This window comes from Alloscardovia macacae (assembly GCF_002259705.1).
Lineage (GTDB): Bacteria > Actinomycetota > Actinomycetes > Actinomycetales > Bifidobacteriaceae > Alloscardovia > Alloscardovia macacae.
Genome location: NZ_MWWT01000008.1, coordinates 91,031 through 109,949, shown reverse-complemented (window position 1 = coordinate 109,949; position 18,919 = coordinate 91,031). Strand labels below are relative to the sequence as shown.

Annotated in this window: 13 protein-coding genes; 11 read left to right on the top strand and 2 right to left on the bottom strand. The window is 57.8% G+C overall.

Annotation, left to right across the window (positions count from 1 at the left end; all coding sequences use genetic code 11):
- The first annotated feature begins 51 nt into the window (after positions 1-51).
- From metK to ALMA_RS06275, 4 genes are read left to right on the top strand one after another with little or no spacing between them, the layout of a single operon-like run.
- Positions 52-1,278, top strand: a complete 1,227-nt coding sequence (metK, locus tag ALMA_RS06290) for a methionine adenosyltransferase (protein ID WP_094726856.1) — start codon at positions 52-54, stop codon at positions 1,276-1,278.
- A gap of 8 nt (positions 1,279-1,286) precedes the next feature.
- Positions 1,287-3,626, top strand: coding sequence for a primosomal protein N' family DNA-binding protein (locus tag ALMA_RS06285; protein ID WP_094726855.1), 2,340 nt, complete (start codon positions 1,287-1,289; stop codon positions 3,624-3,626).
- 27 nt (positions 3,627-3,653) lie between these two features.
- A complete protein-coding gene (gene fmt, locus ALMA_RS06280; RefSeq protein WP_094726854.1) occupies positions 3,654-4,598 on the top strand; it encodes a methionyl-tRNA formyltransferase in 945 nt (314 codons plus the stop codon).
- The gene (locus ALMA_RS06275) at positions 4,591-6,147 is read left to right on the top strand and encodes a transcription antitermination factor NusB (RefSeq protein ID WP_094726853.1); all 1,557 of its coding nucleotides are present in this window, start codon (positions 4,591-4,593) and stop codon (positions 6,145-6,147) included. The genes fmt and ALMA_RS06275 overlap by 8 nt, the downstream gene beginning before the upstream one ends.
- Before the next feature lie 15 nt (positions 6,148-6,162).
- Here the strand turns inward: ALMA_RS06275 and serB are convergent, their stop codons facing one another.
- Positions 6,163-6,825 carry a phosphoserine phosphatase SerB gene (serB, locus tag ALMA_RS06270; protein ID WP_094726852.1) on the bottom strand — a complete coding sequence of 221 codons (663 nt, stop codon included), beginning with the start codon at positions 6,823-6,825 and terminating at the stop codon, positions 6,163-6,165.
- 80 nt (positions 6,826-6,905) lie between these two features.
- On the opposite strand from serB, the gene ALMA_RS06265 reads away from it, so the two are divergent.
- The 7 genes from ALMA_RS06265 (at position 6,906) to ALMA_RS06230 (ending at position 18,447) form a co-directional block, all read left to right on the top strand.
- Positions 6,906-7,673, top strand: a complete 768-nt coding sequence (locus tag ALMA_RS06265; RefSeq protein WP_094726851.1) for a DUF3800 domain-containing protein — start codon at positions 6,906-6,908, stop codon at positions 7,671-7,673.
- An 885-nt stretch (positions 7,674-8,558) separates the two neighbouring features.
- Positions 8,559-10,148, top strand: coding sequence for a proteasome ATPase (gene arc / locus ALMA_RS06255; protein ID WP_094726849.1), 1,590 nt, complete (start codon positions 8,559-8,561; stop codon positions 10,146-10,148).
- Positions 10,145-11,638, top strand: coding sequence for a depupylase/deamidase Dop (gene dop, locus ALMA_RS06250; protein ID WP_094726848.1), 1,494 nt, complete (start codon positions 10,145-10,147; stop codon positions 11,636-11,638). The genes arc and dop overlap by 4 nt, the downstream gene beginning before the upstream one ends.
- Before the next feature lie 10 nt (positions 11,639-11,648).
- A complete protein-coding gene (locus ALMA_RS06245) occupies positions 11,649-12,506 on the top strand; it encodes an inositol monophosphatase family protein (protein ID WP_094726847.1) in 858 nt (285 codons plus the stop codon).
- Position 12,507: 1 nt separating this feature from the next.
- On the top strand, positions 12,508-12,744 hold the full coding sequence (locus ALMA_RS06240) for a ubiquitin-like protein Pup (protein WP_094726846.1): 237 nt from the start codon (positions 12,508-12,510) through the stop codon (positions 12,742-12,744).
- Positions 12,745-12,770: 26 nt separating this feature from the next.
- Positions 12,771-14,291 carry a proteasome accessory factor PafA2 family protein gene (locus ALMA_RS06235; protein WP_158520676.1) on the top strand — a complete coding sequence of 507 codons (1,521 nt, stop codon included), beginning with the start codon at positions 12,771-12,773 and terminating at the stop codon, positions 14,289-14,291.
- A gap of 106 nt (positions 14,292-14,397) precedes the next feature.
- Positions 14,398-18,447, top strand: a complete 4,050-nt coding sequence (locus ALMA_RS06230; protein WP_158520675.1) for a Cna B-type domain-containing protein — start codon at positions 14,398-14,400, stop codon at positions 18,445-18,447.
- 76 nt (positions 18,448-18,523) lie between these two features.
- Here ALMA_RS06230 and ALMA_RS06225 read toward each other — a convergent pair whose 3' ends face one another.
- Positions 18,524-18,805: an HU family DNA-binding protein gene (locus ALMA_RS06225; RefSeq protein WP_086106009.1), complete on the bottom strand. Its 282-nt coding sequence runs from the start codon at positions 18,803-18,805 to the stop codon at positions 18,524-18,526.
- Positions 18,806-18,919 lie beyond the last annotated feature (114 nt).

Genomic DNA, 18,919 nt, shown 5'->3' with positions numbered 1-18,919 from the left:
GACGCGGGATTTTTGCACGCATACAGGACGCCAGGAGGAGCTGCGGACAGCATGACACAGGACATTCATCTTTTTACCTCGGAATCCGTGACGGAAGGGCATCCGGATAAGGTCTGTGACCAGATATCGGACGCCATTCTCGACGCCTACATGGCTGCGGATCCACACTCGCATGTGGCTGTGGAGACCTGCGCGACAGCGGGTCAGTTCGTCATCTTCGGCGAAGTCTCCTCGTCTGCCCATGTGAATGTCTCGAAGGTGGCACGTAATGTGCTCACGCGCATCGGCTACACAGACTCGCACATCGGCCTCGACGCGGACACGGTGGGCATTATGGAGTCCATCATCGAGCAGTCTGCAGAGATAAACCAGGGCGTGAGCGCCGAAGTGCGCGCGAAGGCAGCTGGCACAGGGAAAGTGAACAGTGCTGAGCAGCGCTATGAACTGCAGGGCGCTGGAGACCAGGGACTCATGTTCGGCTATGCGACGGATGAGACCGCTGAGCTTATGCCTCTGCCTATCGTTCTCGCACATAAGCTCGCTGCACGTCTGGCAGCTGTGCGCCACCAGGGTATCGTGCCTCACCTGCGTCCGGATGGAAAAACACAGGTGACGGTGGCGTACGACGAGCAGGAGCGCCCACTGTATGTAGATACAGTGGTGGTCTCCACTCAGCATGATCCTGAGGTCACGCAGGAGTGGATACGCCAGCAGATTCGTCAGCATGTGGTGGAGCCTGTCCTCGCACAGGTCTGTGGTGAAGAAATCACCCACGCAGACTACACGCTTCTCGTGAACCCTACGGGCTCCTTCGTTCTCGGTGGTCCCGCTGCAGATGCAGGCCTGACCGGGCGAAAGATCATCGTGGATACCTACGGCGGTGCCGGACATCACGGTGGTGGCGCCTTCTCTGGTAAGGATCCGAGTAAGGTGGACCGCTCAGCAGCGTATGCAGCGCGCTGGGTGGCGAAGACCATCGTGGCTGCAGGCCTAGCTCACCGCGTGGAAGTTCAGGTGGCGTACGCCATCGGTGTGGCAGATCCTGTGTCCGTGTATGTGAATACCTTCGGCACTCAGACCGCGTCTCGCGCGAAGATAGAGCGCGCTGTGAAGCGCGTTTTCGACCTGCGGCCAGCCGCGATTATCGATGAATTGGGACTGCTCGCACCGCTGTACGCGAAGACAGCAGCATACGGACACTTCGGACGCCCAGAGTTCAGCTGGGAAAGCACGGAGCGAGCCGAAGCGCTGAAGGCAGTAGTCGAGCAGATGAACTAGGAGAACGCATGAACGAGGAGAGCGCGCACGCCCAGCAGCCAGCACTCGACGGGCTGGCTGTGCGCAAGCGCGCATCCTCGCGTTCTGCGGCGGCGAAGGCGCGGGACGCGAAAGCGGCAGCTGAGCTCGCGCCGGCCGCACACCAGCCCATAGCGCGCGTGGTACTGGATATTCAGACGCCGCATCTCGGTCGTCTTTTCGACTACATCGTCCCCGAAAAGTGGGCGAAGCTCGCGCAGCCGGGCGCTCTTATCCGCACACGCTTCGGTGGTCAGCGCGTGTCCGGAATCATCTGGGAACGCGCGGACGAAAGCAGTGCGCCGCGTTCCTCTCTGCGCCCACTCGAACGCGTACTGACCACAGTGCCCCTCGTGGGCGAGCACATGCGTGCCGAAATCGATGCCATAGCCCAGTACTTTGGCGGAAGTAGCGCGAACATCGTGCGTCTCGCGGTACCGCCGCGCGTGGCGAAAGTGGAGGGAGAACTGGCAGACTCGGACAGAGCGCACGTCCACGCAGACAGCACACATCTCGACACGCTTACTGCACTCTATGCGAACATGAGTGAGCTGAATCGTGCGCTCGCCATACATACAGTCAGCGCGCACGTGGTGTGGGATACGCTGGCCGGCTTTACAGATGGACTCGTGCAGTGGCAGTATGACCTCACGTGGCTGGCGCGCGCGGCTCTCGACCAGGAGCGGCCGTCCGTTTTTATTCTTCCAGACATGCGCCATGTGACTCAGCTCGCCGAAGCGCTGCGCCGCAGTGGATGCAGGGAGCTGAGCCGTGATGCTGCCACTGGGCAGTGGCAGGGGGATTTCGTGGTTCTGAACGCATCCCTGCCAGCAGCTGACCGGTATCGCGCATACTATGCGGTCAGTCAGGGGAAAGTGAGCTGTGTGCTCGGCACGAGGGCTGCTATGTATGCTCCTGTGGGGCCGGGGGCTGTGTATGTCTCGTATCATGATCACGTGTATCAAAACTGGGACGGGTTTACCCCCTACCCGAACGTCTGGGACGTGCTGAAGCTGCGTGCAGAGCGTAGCCGCGGAATCGTAGTGAATGCGGGATATGTGCGTAGCCGCATGAGTCAGTGGCAGATGGATGCGCACGAAAAAACGACCATAGAAGTTCATGCTCTTCCGGCAGTAGCTGCTGAACGCAGTGCGTGGGTGCGGCATCTGAACCGGGAAGAACTCGAACGTTTGGCAGATCCGGCCATCGGAGCTCGCGTGCCGTCCACGGCTGTGCGTGCGCTGCGCTCTGCTGTGGAGCGCGGACCTGTGCTGCTGAGCATTCCGGCGCGCTCGCAGTCTGCTGTGCTGTGCTGTGGAACGTGCAGGAAGCTCGCGGCGTGCAGGCGGTGCTTGGGGCCGCTCATGCCGGCGGGGGCTGCGGCATCGGCTCAAGAGAGTTCTGCAGCGTCGGGGCAGGGCGTACCTCAGCGCGCACTTCAGCGCACGCGCGAACAGCATGCCGTCTGCCAGTGGTGTGCCACGCCTACCTCGTCCGCCACGTGGACCTGCCGGCACTGCGGCGGCTCTGCCATGCGTCTGCTCCACGTGGGGACGGAAGGGACGGCGCAGGAGCTCGCAGGGCTGATCCAGGGTGTGCCCATCGTCATCTCCACGCCACATCAGGGCAGGGGAGTAGTGGACTGGATACCGAATAAGCCGGCGGTGGTCATCGCCACGCCGGGCGCGGAGCCTGTGGTGCGCGCGGCTGGAGGAGACGCGGCTGGACGCGCGAACGGCTCGAGTCAGCACGCCGGCTACCAGACAGTGGCCATCATCGACGCGTGGACGAGCTTGTACGGATCTGCGCTCGATCAGCGCATCGATACGCTGACGAGCTGGGCTGAAGCTGCCGCGCTGTGCGTGCCTCGACGCGAGGGCGGGCAGGTGCTCATTCTCGGTGAGGCAGAACGCAGCGTGGCGCAGTCCCTGCTTCTGCAGGATACGCGTGTGCTGGCTCGGCAGGAGCTTTCTGATGCGAGAGAAACGGGACTCCCGCCGGTGATCAGTGCAGCCCTCGTCTGGGGGGAGAAGAATAGCGTGCTGCAGGCTGTCAGCGCGGTAGAGGCAGACTTTGGCGGGCTTCCTGCCATTCAGACTCTAGATGGCGAGCTTCCGTCTGTGCTCGGACCAGTTCCGAAATCCATTCCGCAGACTATGCGCCAGCAGTACATGGAGGGGATGTATCAGCGTGTCCAGTGTGTGATACGAGTCCAGCATGCGGACCTTCCTCGTCTCGTGCGCTCATTACGTGACGCCCAGGCGCGCCACACTGCGGCGAAGGGCAGTGAAGAACTGCATTTTCATGTGCATCCGAAGAACTTGATATAGTCGAAGACCTAGAGAAATGAGGACTGTATGACACGTATACTTTTCGCTGGAACTCCTGATGTGGCCGTAGCGCCCCTGAAAGCGCTCGTCAGTGCTGGAGGAGACCTCGAGGTCGTGGGCGTGCTGACGCGTCCGGATGCGCCGCAGGGTCGTGGACGCAAGCTCATGCCGAGTCCGGTAAAGCAGGCCGCGCTCGAGCTGGGCCTGCCGGTCATCGAAGCGAAGCCGACCTCGCCGGAGTTTTTCGAGGCTGTGCGTGAGCTTCAGCCGGAGATGGCTGCTGTGGTCGCGTATGGGAATCTGCTCAAGCAGGAGGCTCTCGACGCGATTCCGCTCGGCTGGTATAACCTCCACTTCTCGCTGCTTCCGCTGTGGCGTGGCGCCGCTCCTGTGCAGCGCGCCATCTGGGCTGGGGACGAGGTGACGGGTGCGTCCGTGTTCCGCATCGGTCCGGGCATGGATGATGGCCCAATTCTCGCTCAGCTGACGGTGAGCATAGGCGCACACGAAACCTCAGGCGAGCTGCTGCAGCGCCTTTCGGAGGATGGTGCGCTCCTGCTGTGCTCAGCTTTACAGGGACTCATCAGTGGCGAGGTCACTCCTCAGCCACAGGACGAGGGTTCGTACGAGCACGCGGCGAAGATCCATCCGGATGATGCGCGCATTCGTTTCGACGTACCTGCCTTCGCAGCAGACCGTCAGATTCGTGCCTGTACTCCAGAACCAGGCGCGTGGACCGTGCTTCATAACGGTGAGGATGATGTGCAGCTGCATGTGCTGCGCGCTCAGATCAGTGAGGTAGAGGAAGAATTGACCCCAGGAAAGCTTCTCGTCACGAAAAAGCACGTGTGGGTGGGCACGAGCACGCAGCCGCTCGAACTGCTCGACGTGAAGGCACAAGGAAAGAAGCAGATGCGGGCAGCGGACTGGGCGCGCGGCGCTCGCCTCGAGGACGGAGCATACTGTGAGTAAAGCGAAAACTCTCGCCAAGCGCGTGCGGCAGGGCCGTATGCCGCAGCAGGCGCCGAACGCGCGGTCTGTGGCCTACTCTGTGCTTACGAAAGTGCAGGAACAGGACAGCTACGCGAATCTGCTGCTGCCACACGTGCTGGGCGGATCAGAACTCAGCACGGATGACAAGCGCTTCGTTACGGACGCGGTCTACGGCACGCTGCGCTGGCGCGGACTGCTTGACGCCGTTATCGTCTCTGCGCACGGTCGCTCGCTGAACTCCATTAACAAGCGCCTCGTGAACGTGCTACGCCTGGGCGCGTACCAGTGGCTCTTCATGAACGGCGCGGAATATGCCGTGGTGAACGAATCCGTGAAACTCGCGAAAAAGCGGGCTGGACAGCAGACGACGGGATTCGTGAATGCGGTGATGAGAAAGATAGTCGCGCGCACTCTCGATCAGTGGCGCGAGACGCTCTCGCAGGAGTCGTCGTATGAGGATGAGGCCGAACGTCTCGCCGTCCAGTACTCACATCCAGCGTGGATAGTACGCGAGCTGGCGGCGGCGTGGAATGCGGGTGGATATGCGCCTGAACCGAGTGTGAAGGAATCCGGCGTGAACGAGGAGCTAGAGGGTCTAGAGGGTCTCGAAGCCATGCTCGCCGCGGATAATGAAGCGCCAGCCGTAACGCTGTGCGTGCGCCCGAGCCTCGCGGACATGGACGCCGTGTATGACGAGGTGGAAGCGCTCGGCGGTCGTGTGCAGCGCGGCGAGCTTTCGCCGTATGCGCTGCGCGTACGGGGCGTGAATCCGCAGAATCTCGCGAGTGTAACGGAAGGTCGCGTGGGCGTGGAAGATGAGGGCTCGCAGCTCGCGGCTCTCGCGCTCGCGCTGGCTCCGGTGGAGGACGCTGATGGCGTGAAGGGCGCTGAGGGCACAGAGGACGCTGCGGAAAGGGGCGAGCGCTGGCTGGACATGTGCGCCGGTCCGGGCGGAAAAACTGCGCTTCTGGCGTCTATCGCACAGGAAGTGGGAGCCACGCTGAGCGCTAATGAGCCGCATGAGCACCGCCGCGAGCTCGTGCGTGAGAATCTGAAAGCTATCGATGCGGGCACGCTCGGCGAGATATCAGGGCGCGATGGGCGCGAGTTCGGCGCTACTTTCCCGGGTGCGTTCGACCGCGTGCTCGTGGACGCTCCGTGCTCGGGGCTCGGAGCGCTACGCCGTCGTCCGGAAGCGCGCTGGAGGAAGACTGCTGAGAGCGTGCAGGAGCTGGCTTCTCTGCAGAAAGAGCTGCTGAATAGCGCTCTGGATGCGACGCGTTCGGGCGGCGTGGTAGCATACGTGACCTGCTCGCCTGTGCTGGCGGAGACGCGCGACATCGTGTCTGCTGTGCTTTCGGCTCGTTCGGATGCGAGCCGGCTGGACGTGCCGAGTGTTCTCGAAGAGCTCAATTCATCGATACCGCTTCCTGCCTCTGTGGATAGCGCAAGTCCGCGGGATATGCAGCTCTTCGAGAACATTCACGATACGGATCAGATGTTCATAGCACTGATACGGAAGATATAAGGAGGAGAGGAATGCTCAGCGTCGTGAGTCGTGACGGTCGATGATGTCCAGAGCGAGCGCGAGATTTCGCTCGTTAATCTGGTACGGCGCTGCAGCTCTCGTCACAGGCTTTGCGCAGAAAGCTATGCCCACTCCAGCCGCCTGAATCATAGGAATGTCGTTCGCGCCATCGCCGATGGCTATGGTCTGATCCAGGGTAAGACCATCTTTTTCAGCCCACGCGCGCAGCTGTGCGAGCTTCGTCTCCTTGGTGACGATGTCTGACGTGACAGTACCATCAAGCACACTCTGACCGTCCTCTCTGGTCGAAGTGCCGAGGGTGTGCGCGTAGCAGTAGTCGATGCCGAGCTCGGCCACGAGCTTATCGGCCACCTCGTGGAATCCTCCCGAGACTACGCCCACCGTCCAGTCCCGTGCGTGCGCAGTGTCGATGAGTGTGCGTGCGCCATTCGTGACATGAAGACGAGCGTAGACCTCGTCGAAGATATCGGTGCTCAGACCCTTAAGTAGACGAACGCGCTCCTGAAGTGCCCGCGTGAAATCTATCTCCCCATTCATAGCTCGAGCAGTAATCTCAGAAATCTGCTGTCCGAAACCGCAGGCGTCACCGAGTTCGTCGATAACCTCTTCGTCGATGAGAGTGGAGTCTATGTCCATAACGAGTAAGCGCTGAGTCATAGTAGAGATGATAGTGGAAGGCGGGGAGAGAGGTGGGTAGAGGCGACGTGTTCTGCTGGAGAAACGGGTAGTATGAAGTTATGTTGAAGGCATATATAGATGAATCGTATACTCTTCCTTCCGTGCGAGGTGCAAGAGGAATTTACTATGTCGGTAGCTTACTCGTGGATGAGCAGCAAGATGAGTATATTAATCGCGAATTGAGTGTATTGAGAGAAAATGTACATAGGAAATTCGGTATTCCACAGGATGCTGAGTTTCATGGACACTGCATGTTCCATTATAAAGATGATTGGGAATGCATGTATGGTTTGCATAAGCAAACGCACGGTATCTATAAGGCAGCTATGCGTATTCTTGCTGACTCTGGTGGAATCTTAACCTTTCGTGGTATTCGCATAGAGCAAGGTAATGAGGAATATCAGTGGAAAGTCCGCGAAGCGCATGGGCTTGCACTACAGCACTGCTTAGATAGGATTAACTTCATAGGTGAATCGCTACAAGAAGATATTCTTATCATTGCGGATAAAGTAGAGGATGCTGCAGCTCAAGAAGGTCGAATTCGGTATATCCAAGAGAATGCGAGTCATGAAGAGTATGAAAAGCGAGCGCTTGCGAATATACTTTTCCCATTTCACTGGGAAGATTCCCGAGAGTTTGTAGGGCTACAAATGGTGGATATGGCCTTATTCATTTCTGCTCGTGCAGCTTCGGCAGAAGCGAAAGGGAATGACAAATCGCAAGGGGATAAAGCTGTTCTCGCAACGGCAAATATTATTAAGTCGAATATACGTAATTCCGGAGTGGTATTTGCGGAAAAACAGAAAATTACAAACGAAATATTTTAAAAATGCTGAAGGGCTACCGTAGTAGCCCTTCGCCGAACCGCAATCCTGATACTATGTCAGGCTTGTCGTATTTACGATTATATCCGAAGGTAGCGTATACGTCAAGTTAGAACACGATGAGCAGACATTCGTATTACGAATAATAGGTGAAAAGGAACTCCCATCTATCGTCTGTGAGAGCGTAATACTCAGCGAAATATCGCGTTACACCATCACGGTGGGATTCTGTAATGGTTATGGAGTCTGGTCTTTTCCTTCCGTAGAGTGTATATGCGCAGCATTAGATAAAGATATGGCATGCTTCCTGCCAAGAGCTGAATAGCGTCGGCGACGATTCTGACCACTCCAGAGAAGGATGAAGATACAGCGTTCCTATAGCTGCCAGAGTGAGAATGCTATTTCATGGGTATCTTTTCATCGTTGTTCCGAGGGGCAGAGAAAGTACAGCACAGCAAAAGCGACTCCACTGATAGCGATGTAAGGAATCATGGTGAAGAGAACCACATAATGTGCAGCACTCCAGGCTGGGTGTGTGAGAAACTCGAGATAATACAGAAAAGTGTGAATCATGCCGAGGAAAAGAATAAAAAGACAGACAGTCCAGCGCAGTATGACAAAAAACTCATGTGATAGTGGTGTATTCATAATAGGACACCTTTCCAGCTCTGGAATATTCTCTTATATTTTATCACGAGATGTTCGCGCAGGGGAAACTTCCCTATGATGATATCTATATATCATCGATGTCATTCACATGGACTATGCTTATATATAACAGTAGTCCCCTAAGCCTCTTTACAATGCTCAAATCTGGGGACTCATTTATATCATCCATAGCGTGTGCCCTCACTGTCCTGTAGCCTAGTACTAGCTCAAGGAGGAAACATGCCACCAGAGAACGCACAGCCTAGCCAGAACGCACAGGATCTCACTGCCCAGATCGACCAGTTGCGCCACAGAAACCACTCGCTGGCCGCTGCTCTGCGCAAAGCCACGGATCAGCTCCAGGAAGCACGCAGTGCTATGCATGCACTGAGTAATCCGCCACTGACCACAGCCACGTTCGTGCGCATCTACTCGGACAGCACAGTGCAGGGCCTGCGCATTACCACTCTCGAAGTCATAGCGAACCACCGCCACCTCGTCGTGGCAGCATCCCCAGAAGTCCAGCCCATGCAGCTGCGTGCAGGTCAGCATGTCCTCCTAGATGAGAATATGCGTGTAGTAAGAACAGAAGACTTCCCTTCCCTAGGGCGCGTATCCATAGTGATTCAGGTCCTCGAGGGTTCTCGCCTTCTCGTGCGCGACGCCGCTGGTAACCGTAGTGTTATCCGTCGCGCACATAATACCCTCCATACGCACATCGACCCGGATGATACGGTCCTCGTGGATGACAGCGGTGAGTATGCCATTCAGGTTATGGAGTCCAGCAAAGCCCAGGAGCTGCTACTCGAAGAGTATCCAGACACGAGTTTCGCGGACATTGGCGGTCTCGACGAGCAGATTCGTCAGATTCGTGACGCGGTTCAGCTACCGTTTACGCACCGTGAGCTCTACTCCTTCTATGGCCTCGAAGCTGCGAAGGGGATTCTGCTGTACGGTCCTCCAGGGAATGGTAAGACGCTGCTGGCGAAGGCCGTCGCTCACGAACTCGCTGCAGACCAGCAGGGCGCATTCCTGTCCGTCAAAGGCCCAGAAGTGCTCAGTAAATTCGTGGGCGAAGCGGAGCATATGATTCGCATGGTCTTCGAGCGAGCTCGCGAGATAGCGGCAGAAGGCAAGCCAGTGGTCATCTTCATCGATGAGATGGATTCGCTTCTACGCACGCGCGGCACGGGTGTTTCTTCAGATGTGGAGACCACGGTCGTGCCGCAGTTCCTCTCCGAGCTCGACGGCCTCGAAGACTTAAAGAACGTCATTATCATCGGTGCGTCGAACCGCCTCGACATGCTCGACCCAGCGGTGCTGCGTCCAGGGCGTCTCGACATAAAGATACCCATCGGCGCTCCAGACGAAAGAGCAGCCCGCGCCATCCTCGCGCAGTACATCGATGCGCGCATGGTGGAACAGGATGACGTGGACAGCATTCTGGATACCGGAGTACATAGTATTTATGACGAGACGAAGACCATAGCAGAGCTCACGTGCGAGACAGAAGCACCACTTACCGTCCGCATGAGTGAGCTCATCTCGGGCGCGCATCTGAAGAATATCGTGGACCGCGCGAAGATGACCGCGGTGAAGCAGAGCCTAGAGGCGGACGAGCCCGTACACGCGGCAGGCGAGACAGGTGCGTCGCCGCGTGTCCTACTTACACCAGGGCACATCCGTCAGGCTGTAGAGGACGAGTATGACGAGATGCTCTCCACGTGCGCGCATACCACGCTCGGCGGCTGGAATCTGCTGCTCGAGCTGAACGGCCGGCGTGTGCGCTCCGTCCGCATGCATGACGAGAGAGAGGAGATGCGCGCATGAGCGTTCGCCGCGTGATGGGCACCGAGACCGAGTATGGCATTAGCGCGCGGGGAGGCGAGTATGAGAATCACGCGCAGCTGAGCTTCGACGTCATTCAGGCCGTCGCGCAGCTGAATCCTCGCACTCAGCATGTGCGCTGGGATTATGGCAGCGAGAATCCGGTGCAGGATGCGCGCGGATATGCCATGCCGCGTGCACATGTGCGCTCGGATCTGCTCACGGATTCGCCGGCGCTGCGTGCCACGAATGCCCCGCAGATAAACGGTGCACGCGTGTATGTGGACCACGCGCATCCCGAGTATTCCTCACCGGAAGTGCTCACTCCTCGAGACGCTGTTACATATAATCGCTCAGGAGATGAGATTATGCGCCGCGCTCTGAAGACATCAGGTCAGCAGATTACCCTGTACCGCAGTAATGTGGATGGCAAGGGCGCGAGCTGGGGGAGCCATGAGAATTACCTCGTCGAGCGTTCTGTCCCCTTCGAGCAGCTCGCCACGCTGTTTACTGTGCATGCGGCCACACGGCAGATTTTCACCGGTTCGGGTCGCGTGGGGCTCGGCCAGGCGAGTGAAGAGCCGGGCTTTCAGATCAGCCAGCGCGCGGATTATTTTACGCAGAAGGTGGGTCTGCAGACCACGTTCGACCGGCCCATCGTGAACACGCGCGACGAGCCGCATGCGTCTGGCGCGTACCGCCGATTCCACGTCATCGTGGGCGACGCGAACCGCATGGACGTGCCCGAGCTGCTGAAGGTGGGGACTACGAGTCTGCTGTTCTGGGCGCTCGAGCACGACGCGAATCCGGCTGCTTTCCTCGAGAGCATCGCGCTCGCCGACCCGGTTTCCGCGCTCCACGACATCTCGCATGACCTGAGCGTGACGCAGACGTACCGTACGCTGCAGGGTGAGGAGCTTTCCGCAGTCCAATTTCAGCTCCGCCTTCGCTCGTGGGTCTATGCAGTGGCGGCCGCCACCTACGACACAGACTCCCGAGGAGAGCCTCTATGGCCCGACGACGACACAAAGGAGGTCGTGGCACTGTGGACGCAGGTGCTGAAAGACCTGCTGAAGGTCTCGAAGGCAAGTGCGGATGAGCGCCTGAATATGACAGAAGAAGCCGGCCGCCTCGAATGGCTGCTCAAATGGCAGATTCTCGAATCCATGCGTCGGCGTAAAACCACGACGTGGTCGAGCCCACTCCTGAAAGCCATGGATATCTCGTGGGGAAGTCTCGCTCAGAGCTCTCTGTGGGAGAAGGTCTCCTCTCGCTCGCAGAGGCTGATCAGTCAGGGGGAGATTGACACTGCGACGAAAAATCCTCCCGAGGACACGCGAGCGTATACGCGCGGACGTGTACTCGCCGAGCGTCCAGAGGAGGTCATCGCGGTGTCGTGGGATACGGTCACACTCGCGGACGGCGTGCTCCACATGGACGACCCGTACACGTTCACGGCTCAGCATAAAATAGACTCTACGAATCGATCATAAAGGAGGATATATGGACTTGCAGCAGCTCGCCATGCAGGTAGCGAAGATTACGCAGGACGCGGGGCGTCACGCGGCTCAGGACCAGCTCACTCCTCACGTCCTGCGCACAGCCTCGCCGGCGGATGAACAGAAGACGAAGTACTCGTCGGACATCGACGAAACGGTGGTGCGGTATCTTCGCGAAAAGATTCTCGAGGTAAACCCGCTGGACGGATTCTGGGAAGAAGTGGGGTCCGAGCGCACGCCGGGCGCGTACTACTGGTGCATAGGACACATCGACGGATCGATAAACTACATGCGGAATATGCCGGAATGGACCATTACGGTCTCCGTTTTCTCCATAGGCGAGGACGGCTCGGCGACGCCGGTCATCGGCGTAGTACACGCGCCGGCGCTGAACGTGACATATGTGGCAGCCGCAGGACACGGAGCCATCCGCATCCGCCGTTCGGTCATCGGAGAGAAGCGTGAAGCCATTATGCCTACCACCACGCCGCGCCTGAAGGGCTCGGTCATCAGCTTCGGCATGTCGTACTTCTCCCGCGAGTCCATGCGCGCACTGAATACCGTATCCGCGCTCGCCGGCCTGCCGTCAGACATCAAGCGCGTGGGGCCAGCCTCGCTGGACCTGTGTAAAGTGGCAGACGGTACATATGATGCGTACTTCGAGCCATCCTTGCATTCGTGGGACGTTCCAGCAGTTTCTGCTGCTACCGTCGTGGTCTGGGAAGCGCAGGGACGTCTGTGCCAGTGGGATAAGACACCTATTAGCTGGTATAAGACGAATGATGTGGTGGCATGTAATGGGCTCATCTTCGACGAGCTCAGCGGATACTTGCTCGAGAATATGCCGGAGGATGCGCAGTAATATGCCAGAACAGATCTATGCACAGAATCAGTCGTTCGAGCAGAATGAGGAGCAGGACGCGGAGCTGAACGAGGCGCAGGCTGCTGGGCAGGCGAACGCGCAGACCGGCACTCAGGCAAAAGCACAGCTTTCGGATGCCATCCTGGACGTGGACTCTCTGCTCGATGACATCGAGTCCACTCTCGAAGAGAACGCCGAAGAATATGTGAGTAGCTTCGTGCAAAAAGGTGGGGAATAAGGGGACTAGGCAGCAAGGAGAGAGCAGTGCCTCAGCTTCGAGACAGTAGTAATTCTGGCCCCACATCGCGCACTTTATCCGTCACACCGGATACGAGCTTCGAGCGCATCTTCGGCATCGAGACCGAATATGGGTTGAGCGTCACGGGTGAAAAGTCTGCTACGGAGGGCGCCAAGCACGGGGAAACGAAGCTGGATGCTGCCCGCGTGGCCTCCGTTATGTTCGAACCCGTGGTCGCGCAGTCGCGCTCCACGAATACGTATGCGGATAATGGGTCGCGCCTCTACCTCGACGTGGGAGCACATCCCGAGTATGCCACGGCAGAGGCACGCACAGTCAGTGATGCTGTGCTGCTCGATGCTGCGGGAGAAAACCTCATGGCCGCTCTCGCTCATGGTGCGGAGCGTGCGCTGCAGGAGCGCGAAGGCGAGCCAGACCTGCGCGTGCACATGTATAAGAATAATGCGGACTCGCAGGGGCACTCCTTCGGCTGCCATGAGAATTATCTCGTACGTCGCAGCGTGAGCCTGCGCGAGCTCGAAAAATGCTTTATTCCATTCCTCGTGACACGCCAGATTTTCGCGGGAGCAGGAACCTTCCGCGATGGCGAGTACCAGATAAGCCAGCGCGCAGACTTTCTTGATGACACGATATCCTCGGCGACGACCCGCTCGCGTCCCATGATTAATACGCGTGACGAACCGCACGCGGACTCGCGCTTGTACCGGCGTCTGCACGTCATCGTGGGGGACTCGAACCGCTCTCAGCGTGCCACCTGGATGAAGATGATGACCGCGCACCTCGTGCTGTGTATGCTCGAAGCGCAGTCGCGCGGGGAAGACTACCGTCTCGGTGTCTTCGCTATGAACGAGCCGGGCTTCCATATGAAGAAGATTTCGCGTGACCTGGACTTCCGCTACCGCATTCCGCTATCTGGGGGAGTGGAAGTGTCTGCTATCCAGATACAGCGCGAGTACTGTGATGCGGCTGAGCTTTTCCTGCAGCGTCATGCGGATGAGCTGAAGCCAGATATGCGTGAGGATGCGGCTGTGTGTGTGCAGCTGTGGAGGCGCACGCTCTCGCAGTGTGAGGCGCGCGACTGGACTGCGCTGGCGTCCTGGGTGGACTGGGTGGCGAAGTATCAGCTTATTTCGGGAGCTGTGCGCCGTGGTGCGAGCGAGGCGAAGGGATTACAGCTCGACTTCGCGTATCATGACATCGCGCATGATACGGTTTTTTCTGCTTTGCAATCGCGTGGTTTTGTGCAGGCTCTGTACAGCATGGACGCTGTGCGCCGTGCTCGGCATGAGGCGCCTCGCGGAACTCGTGCTGAGCTGCGTGGGGAGTTCCTGCGTCTGGCTCGACAGTCGCCTGCGCGCTGGAGTGCTGACTGGACGAGTCTTTCGGCAGCGCCGGCTCAGGAGACGCGCGCGGTGACGGCGCATATCCTCGACCCGTTTAGCGTAGAGAAGACGTCCGAGTATGAGGCTGTGTGCGCGGTGCTGCGTGGTGGGCGTGGCGAAGATCCGATGCTGCCGCTCATATAGTTTTCGTTCGATTTTTCTGGTAAAGCGCACAACCATTCTGTGCGCTTTTTGCTTTTCTGGTATACTAGAAGCGAATGTTTTCAGTTTCGACGACGAGGGCGGAGACATGAAAAGGGTAAGAAATATTCTTATCATCCTCGTGGCAGTGCTGGGCATGAGTATCCCACTGACCACTGGTTCAGTGCGGGCTTTCGCGGAAGAAGTCACCGATATTTATGTGGATGGCGCTAAAGGGGATGATACACGGACAGGACTCGATGCAGGGTCTGCAGTACAGACGCTTGAGAAAGCGAAAGAATTGGCACTCGCACATAACGCAGAGCGCCTCCGCGTCACCGGAACACTGAACGTATCCGGCGACGTCACACTGAAGGGAACGCGGGCGGTGCTGATGCGCGATCCGGCGTTCGACGGATATCTGCTGAACATCACCGGGCCGACCACTCTCTCGGACATCACGGTGGACGGGAACGCGGCAGAAGCGAAGGCCACGAAATCGCTTATTCAGCTGAAAAATACCTCACTGGAGATACGCGACGGGGCGGTGCTGACGAATAATATTCTGACGGATTTGCAGGCGTATCATGCAGAGGGTGGAGCCGTATATGCGGAAAATGCCACTATAACCATGATGGGCGGTGTCATCTCGCGAAATACGGCTAACCGAGGTGGAGGTATCTACGCCCTCGGGAGCATTATAACGATGAGTGGGGGCATCATCGAGGAAAACCATGCTGTCGTGGATTACACGCTTCTGAGATCCTCGAGGGATCCGGCTGAGCTATACAGTGCTGGTGGAGGCATAGTCATCTTCGATGGCGGAACTCTGAACCTGAGTGCACGTGCTGTGATACGAAATAATTCCTCATCTGATATAGGTGGCGGTATCTCCTTAGGAACCACACAGGCAAGCATAGGGTCGCTGTACCTGAACATGACAGGTGGAACTGTCTCGGGAAATACTGCAGGAGCTTCTGGTGGAGGTATCTTCGTACAGGTGGGGATATCACTCGCAGGATATCCTGAGTACGAAACTGTAGCTCGGATAACAGGTGGAGATATCACTGGAAACGTTATGAGTGATCGTGGAGATGGAAACACCGCTTTCGGCGGTGGTGGTGTCTATGTAAATGGAAACCTCAGTTCGGGGGATGGATATACTTTCCATAATGGAATTCTTTATCTCTCAAACGCGCTCATCACAGATAACTACGCGTGGATGGAGGGTGGCGGATATGCGTCCTGTCCTATATCTACGACGCGGATAGACGATGGCGCGGCAGCCATATATGGGAATCGTTCCGAGATGGCAGCCAAAGATGTGTATGTCCTCGGCAGTCATGATGAGGAGTGGGAAGTTCATGCGGGAAACCCGACATACTCCGTCTCTCCACTCATGCTCGGAAACCAGCCTGCGCACTGGAAGGATAATGCAGGGACAGAAGTGCCACTGGATAAGCTCTCTGGCGTACTGAACGGTGCTCAGAATGAGTCCCTCGACCTCCATACCGATGAAACTCCGAGCGAAGCTGCTCTGAGCCATGCACGCGTGCGCATTACGGGAAATGAATCTCGCACACGCGGAGCAGGAATAGGATCGAACGGAACGGTCATCATGACTGCTCTCGCTGATTCGACTCCGCCGGACCCGCCAGCTCCAGAGGTGACGAGTGTCCACGTGACCAAGCGCTGGGATGGCTTGAGCGGAGAAGGCTCCGAGGGAAACCGTCCCGTCCTACCAGAGAGCATTCAGGTGGAGCTCTACCGCGCGACGGGCGCAGACGGTACAGAGCCGGAGTACATAGGCTATCAGTCCATCACTCCTGATGCAGACGGAAAATGGGAGACTACCTTCACGAATCTTCCATCGCGCTCGCCAGATGGAACGGCATACGCTTACAGCGTTCGCGAACGAGCTCTTTCGGGATACAGCTCCGAAGTTACCGGTAGTGCAGCAGATGGCTTCGTCATCACGAATAAGCCGGCAGTATCCGTCTCCGTGCGTAAAGTCTGGGAGGGTACTCCAGCTGACCGCGTGACGGTGGAGCTGCTGGCAGACGGTGAGGTCATCCAGACGCGAGAGGTGACGGCTGCTGACGGCTGGGCTACCACTTTCACAGACCTTCCGGTTCGCTCGGCAGATACGGGTGCGCGCATAGCGTACACAGTTCGCGAGCGGGCGCTGGATGGATATGCGACCACGGTGACGGGTAGCGTAAGCGATGGTTTCGTCATCACGAATGCTCAGCGTACATCGGTATCGGTAGAAAAGCGCTGGCTCGGTAAGCCTGCGGACCGTGTGACTGTGGAGCTTCTGGCGGATGGTGAGGTGGTTCAGACGCGTGACCTGACCGCGACTGACGGCTGGACGACTCGCTTTACGGATCTTCCGGTGGTGTCGAATGGTCAGACCATTACGTATACGGTCCGCGAGCGTGCTCTGGATGGGTATGCGACCACGGTGACAGGCAGCGCTGCAGACAGTTTCGTCATTACGAATACGGAGCTGACATCTGTCCACGTGACCAAGCGCTGGCTCGGTGCGCCGGCTGAGCGTGTGACGGTGGAGCTTCTGGCGAACGGTGCTGTGACGCAGAAGCGCGATATCACATCTGCAGAAAACTGGACGACCACGTTCGAAAATCTGCCGACTACGGATGCGGAGGGGAAGGCCGTGGCGTATTCCGTACGCGAGACGCTACTGGACGGCTATGCATCTACTGTGTCGGGTAGTGCTGCAGAAGGTTTCGTGCTGACGAATACGGAACTAACGTCCGTCCGCGTGACGAAACGCTGGATAGGTCAGCCTGCGACTTCTGTGACGGTAGAGCTGCTCGCTGGTCAGCGTGTGGTCGAATCGACGACGCTGACTGCTGAAACCGGCTGGGAGACGACGTTCGAGAATCTGCCGACTACGGATACGGATGGAACCGCCATAGCATATACCGTGCGTGAGACCCCGATTCCTGGATACGCGTCTGTTACTTCAGGCAGTGCGGCTGAGGGTTTCGTGCTGACGAATACCGCGCTTCGGGACATTACCGTAACGAAGCGGTGGGTGGGCGTGCCTGCAGAGGGCGTCATGGTGGACCTGCTGGCAGACGGTGTGGTCGTGCAGTCGCGTGAACTGACTGCTGCAGGCGGCTGGATGGCAATCTTCTCGAACCTTCCAGTATCCACTGGCGATCATGACATCCTCTATACAGTGCGTGAGCGCCCTGTGGAGGGATACTCGACAGTCGTGGATGGTTTCCTTATCACGAATACTGAGCTGATGTCGGTGAAAGTGACGAAGCGTTGGATCGGTGAGCCTGCTGATGCTGTCACGGTGGAGCTTCTGGCTGGAGATCGTGTGGTGCAGTCGAGGACGCTTACCGCTGAGACGGGATGGGAGACTGTCTTCGAGAATCTGCCGGTCGGGGAGTATACAGTCCGTGAGGTTCCACTCGACGGGTACTCTTCGAGTGTCGCGGGAAATGCTACGGATGGGTTCGTGCTCACGAATACTCAGCTGCGCAGCATCGAGGTGACGAAGCGCTGGGTGGGCGTGCCTGCAGCTCGTGCGAGTGTGGACCTGCTGGCGGATGGTGTGGTCATCGAGTCGCGTAACATCACTGCAGAAGATGGGTGGCGGACTGTGTTCGCAGATCTTCCAGTATCCACTGGCGACCATGACATCCTCTATACGGTTCGTGAGCGTCCTCTCGAAGGATACTCGACAGTCGTGGATGGTTTCCTTATCACGAATACGCAGCTCACATCAGTGAAGGTGACGAAACGCTGGGTGGGTACTCCTGCAGATTCTGTGACAGTGGAGCTTCTGGCTGGAGATCGTGTCGTGGAGTCGAGGAAGCTCACTGTGGATACGGGCTGGGAGACTGTCTTTGAGAACCTGCCGGTCGGAGAGTATACAGTCCGAGAGATTCCACTCGACGGGTACACCTCGACGCTCACAGGGAATGCCACGGATGGGTTTGTGTTCACGAATACACAGAATCCGACCGTGCCTATCTGCCCAGACTGTGTAGTGAAGCCACAGCCGAAGGCGAGAAAACCGCTGCTCGCCCGTACAGGAACGAGTGTGAGTACTCTCGTCTTTGCGCTGGTTCTGGCGGCGATGATGTCTGCTACTGTGCTTCTGATACGGAGAAAGTAGGAATCAGAAAAGGTGAGGGGCGGGTCTCATGACCCGCCCCTCACCTTAATAAAGAAAGGAAAAAGAAAAGAACGTCTTACTCCTGTGCAGCCTTCTTCAGGAGGGAACCTGCGGTGAGCTTCACGCCCTTGCTTGCAGGAATCTCGATGGTTTCGCCGGTGCGTGGGTTACGACCGGTACGAGCAGCGCGCTCCACGCGAGCTACGGACAGAACGCCGGTCAGACGCAGGCCTTCGCCGGTCTGCAGGGACTCAGCGAGTACTTCCTGGAAAGCATTAACAGCAGCTTCTGCCTGTACCTTGGTGAGGTTAGTCTTCTGAGCGATCTTTGCGACGAGGTCAGACTTGTTATATGCCATTATCATATCCTTCTAGTTAGGGGCTCCTCGTGGAGTCCGTTACACACATCTACGATAATACACGATATTTTCCGCAAAATCAGCCAAAAACGGCGGAAACTCGCGGAAAATATG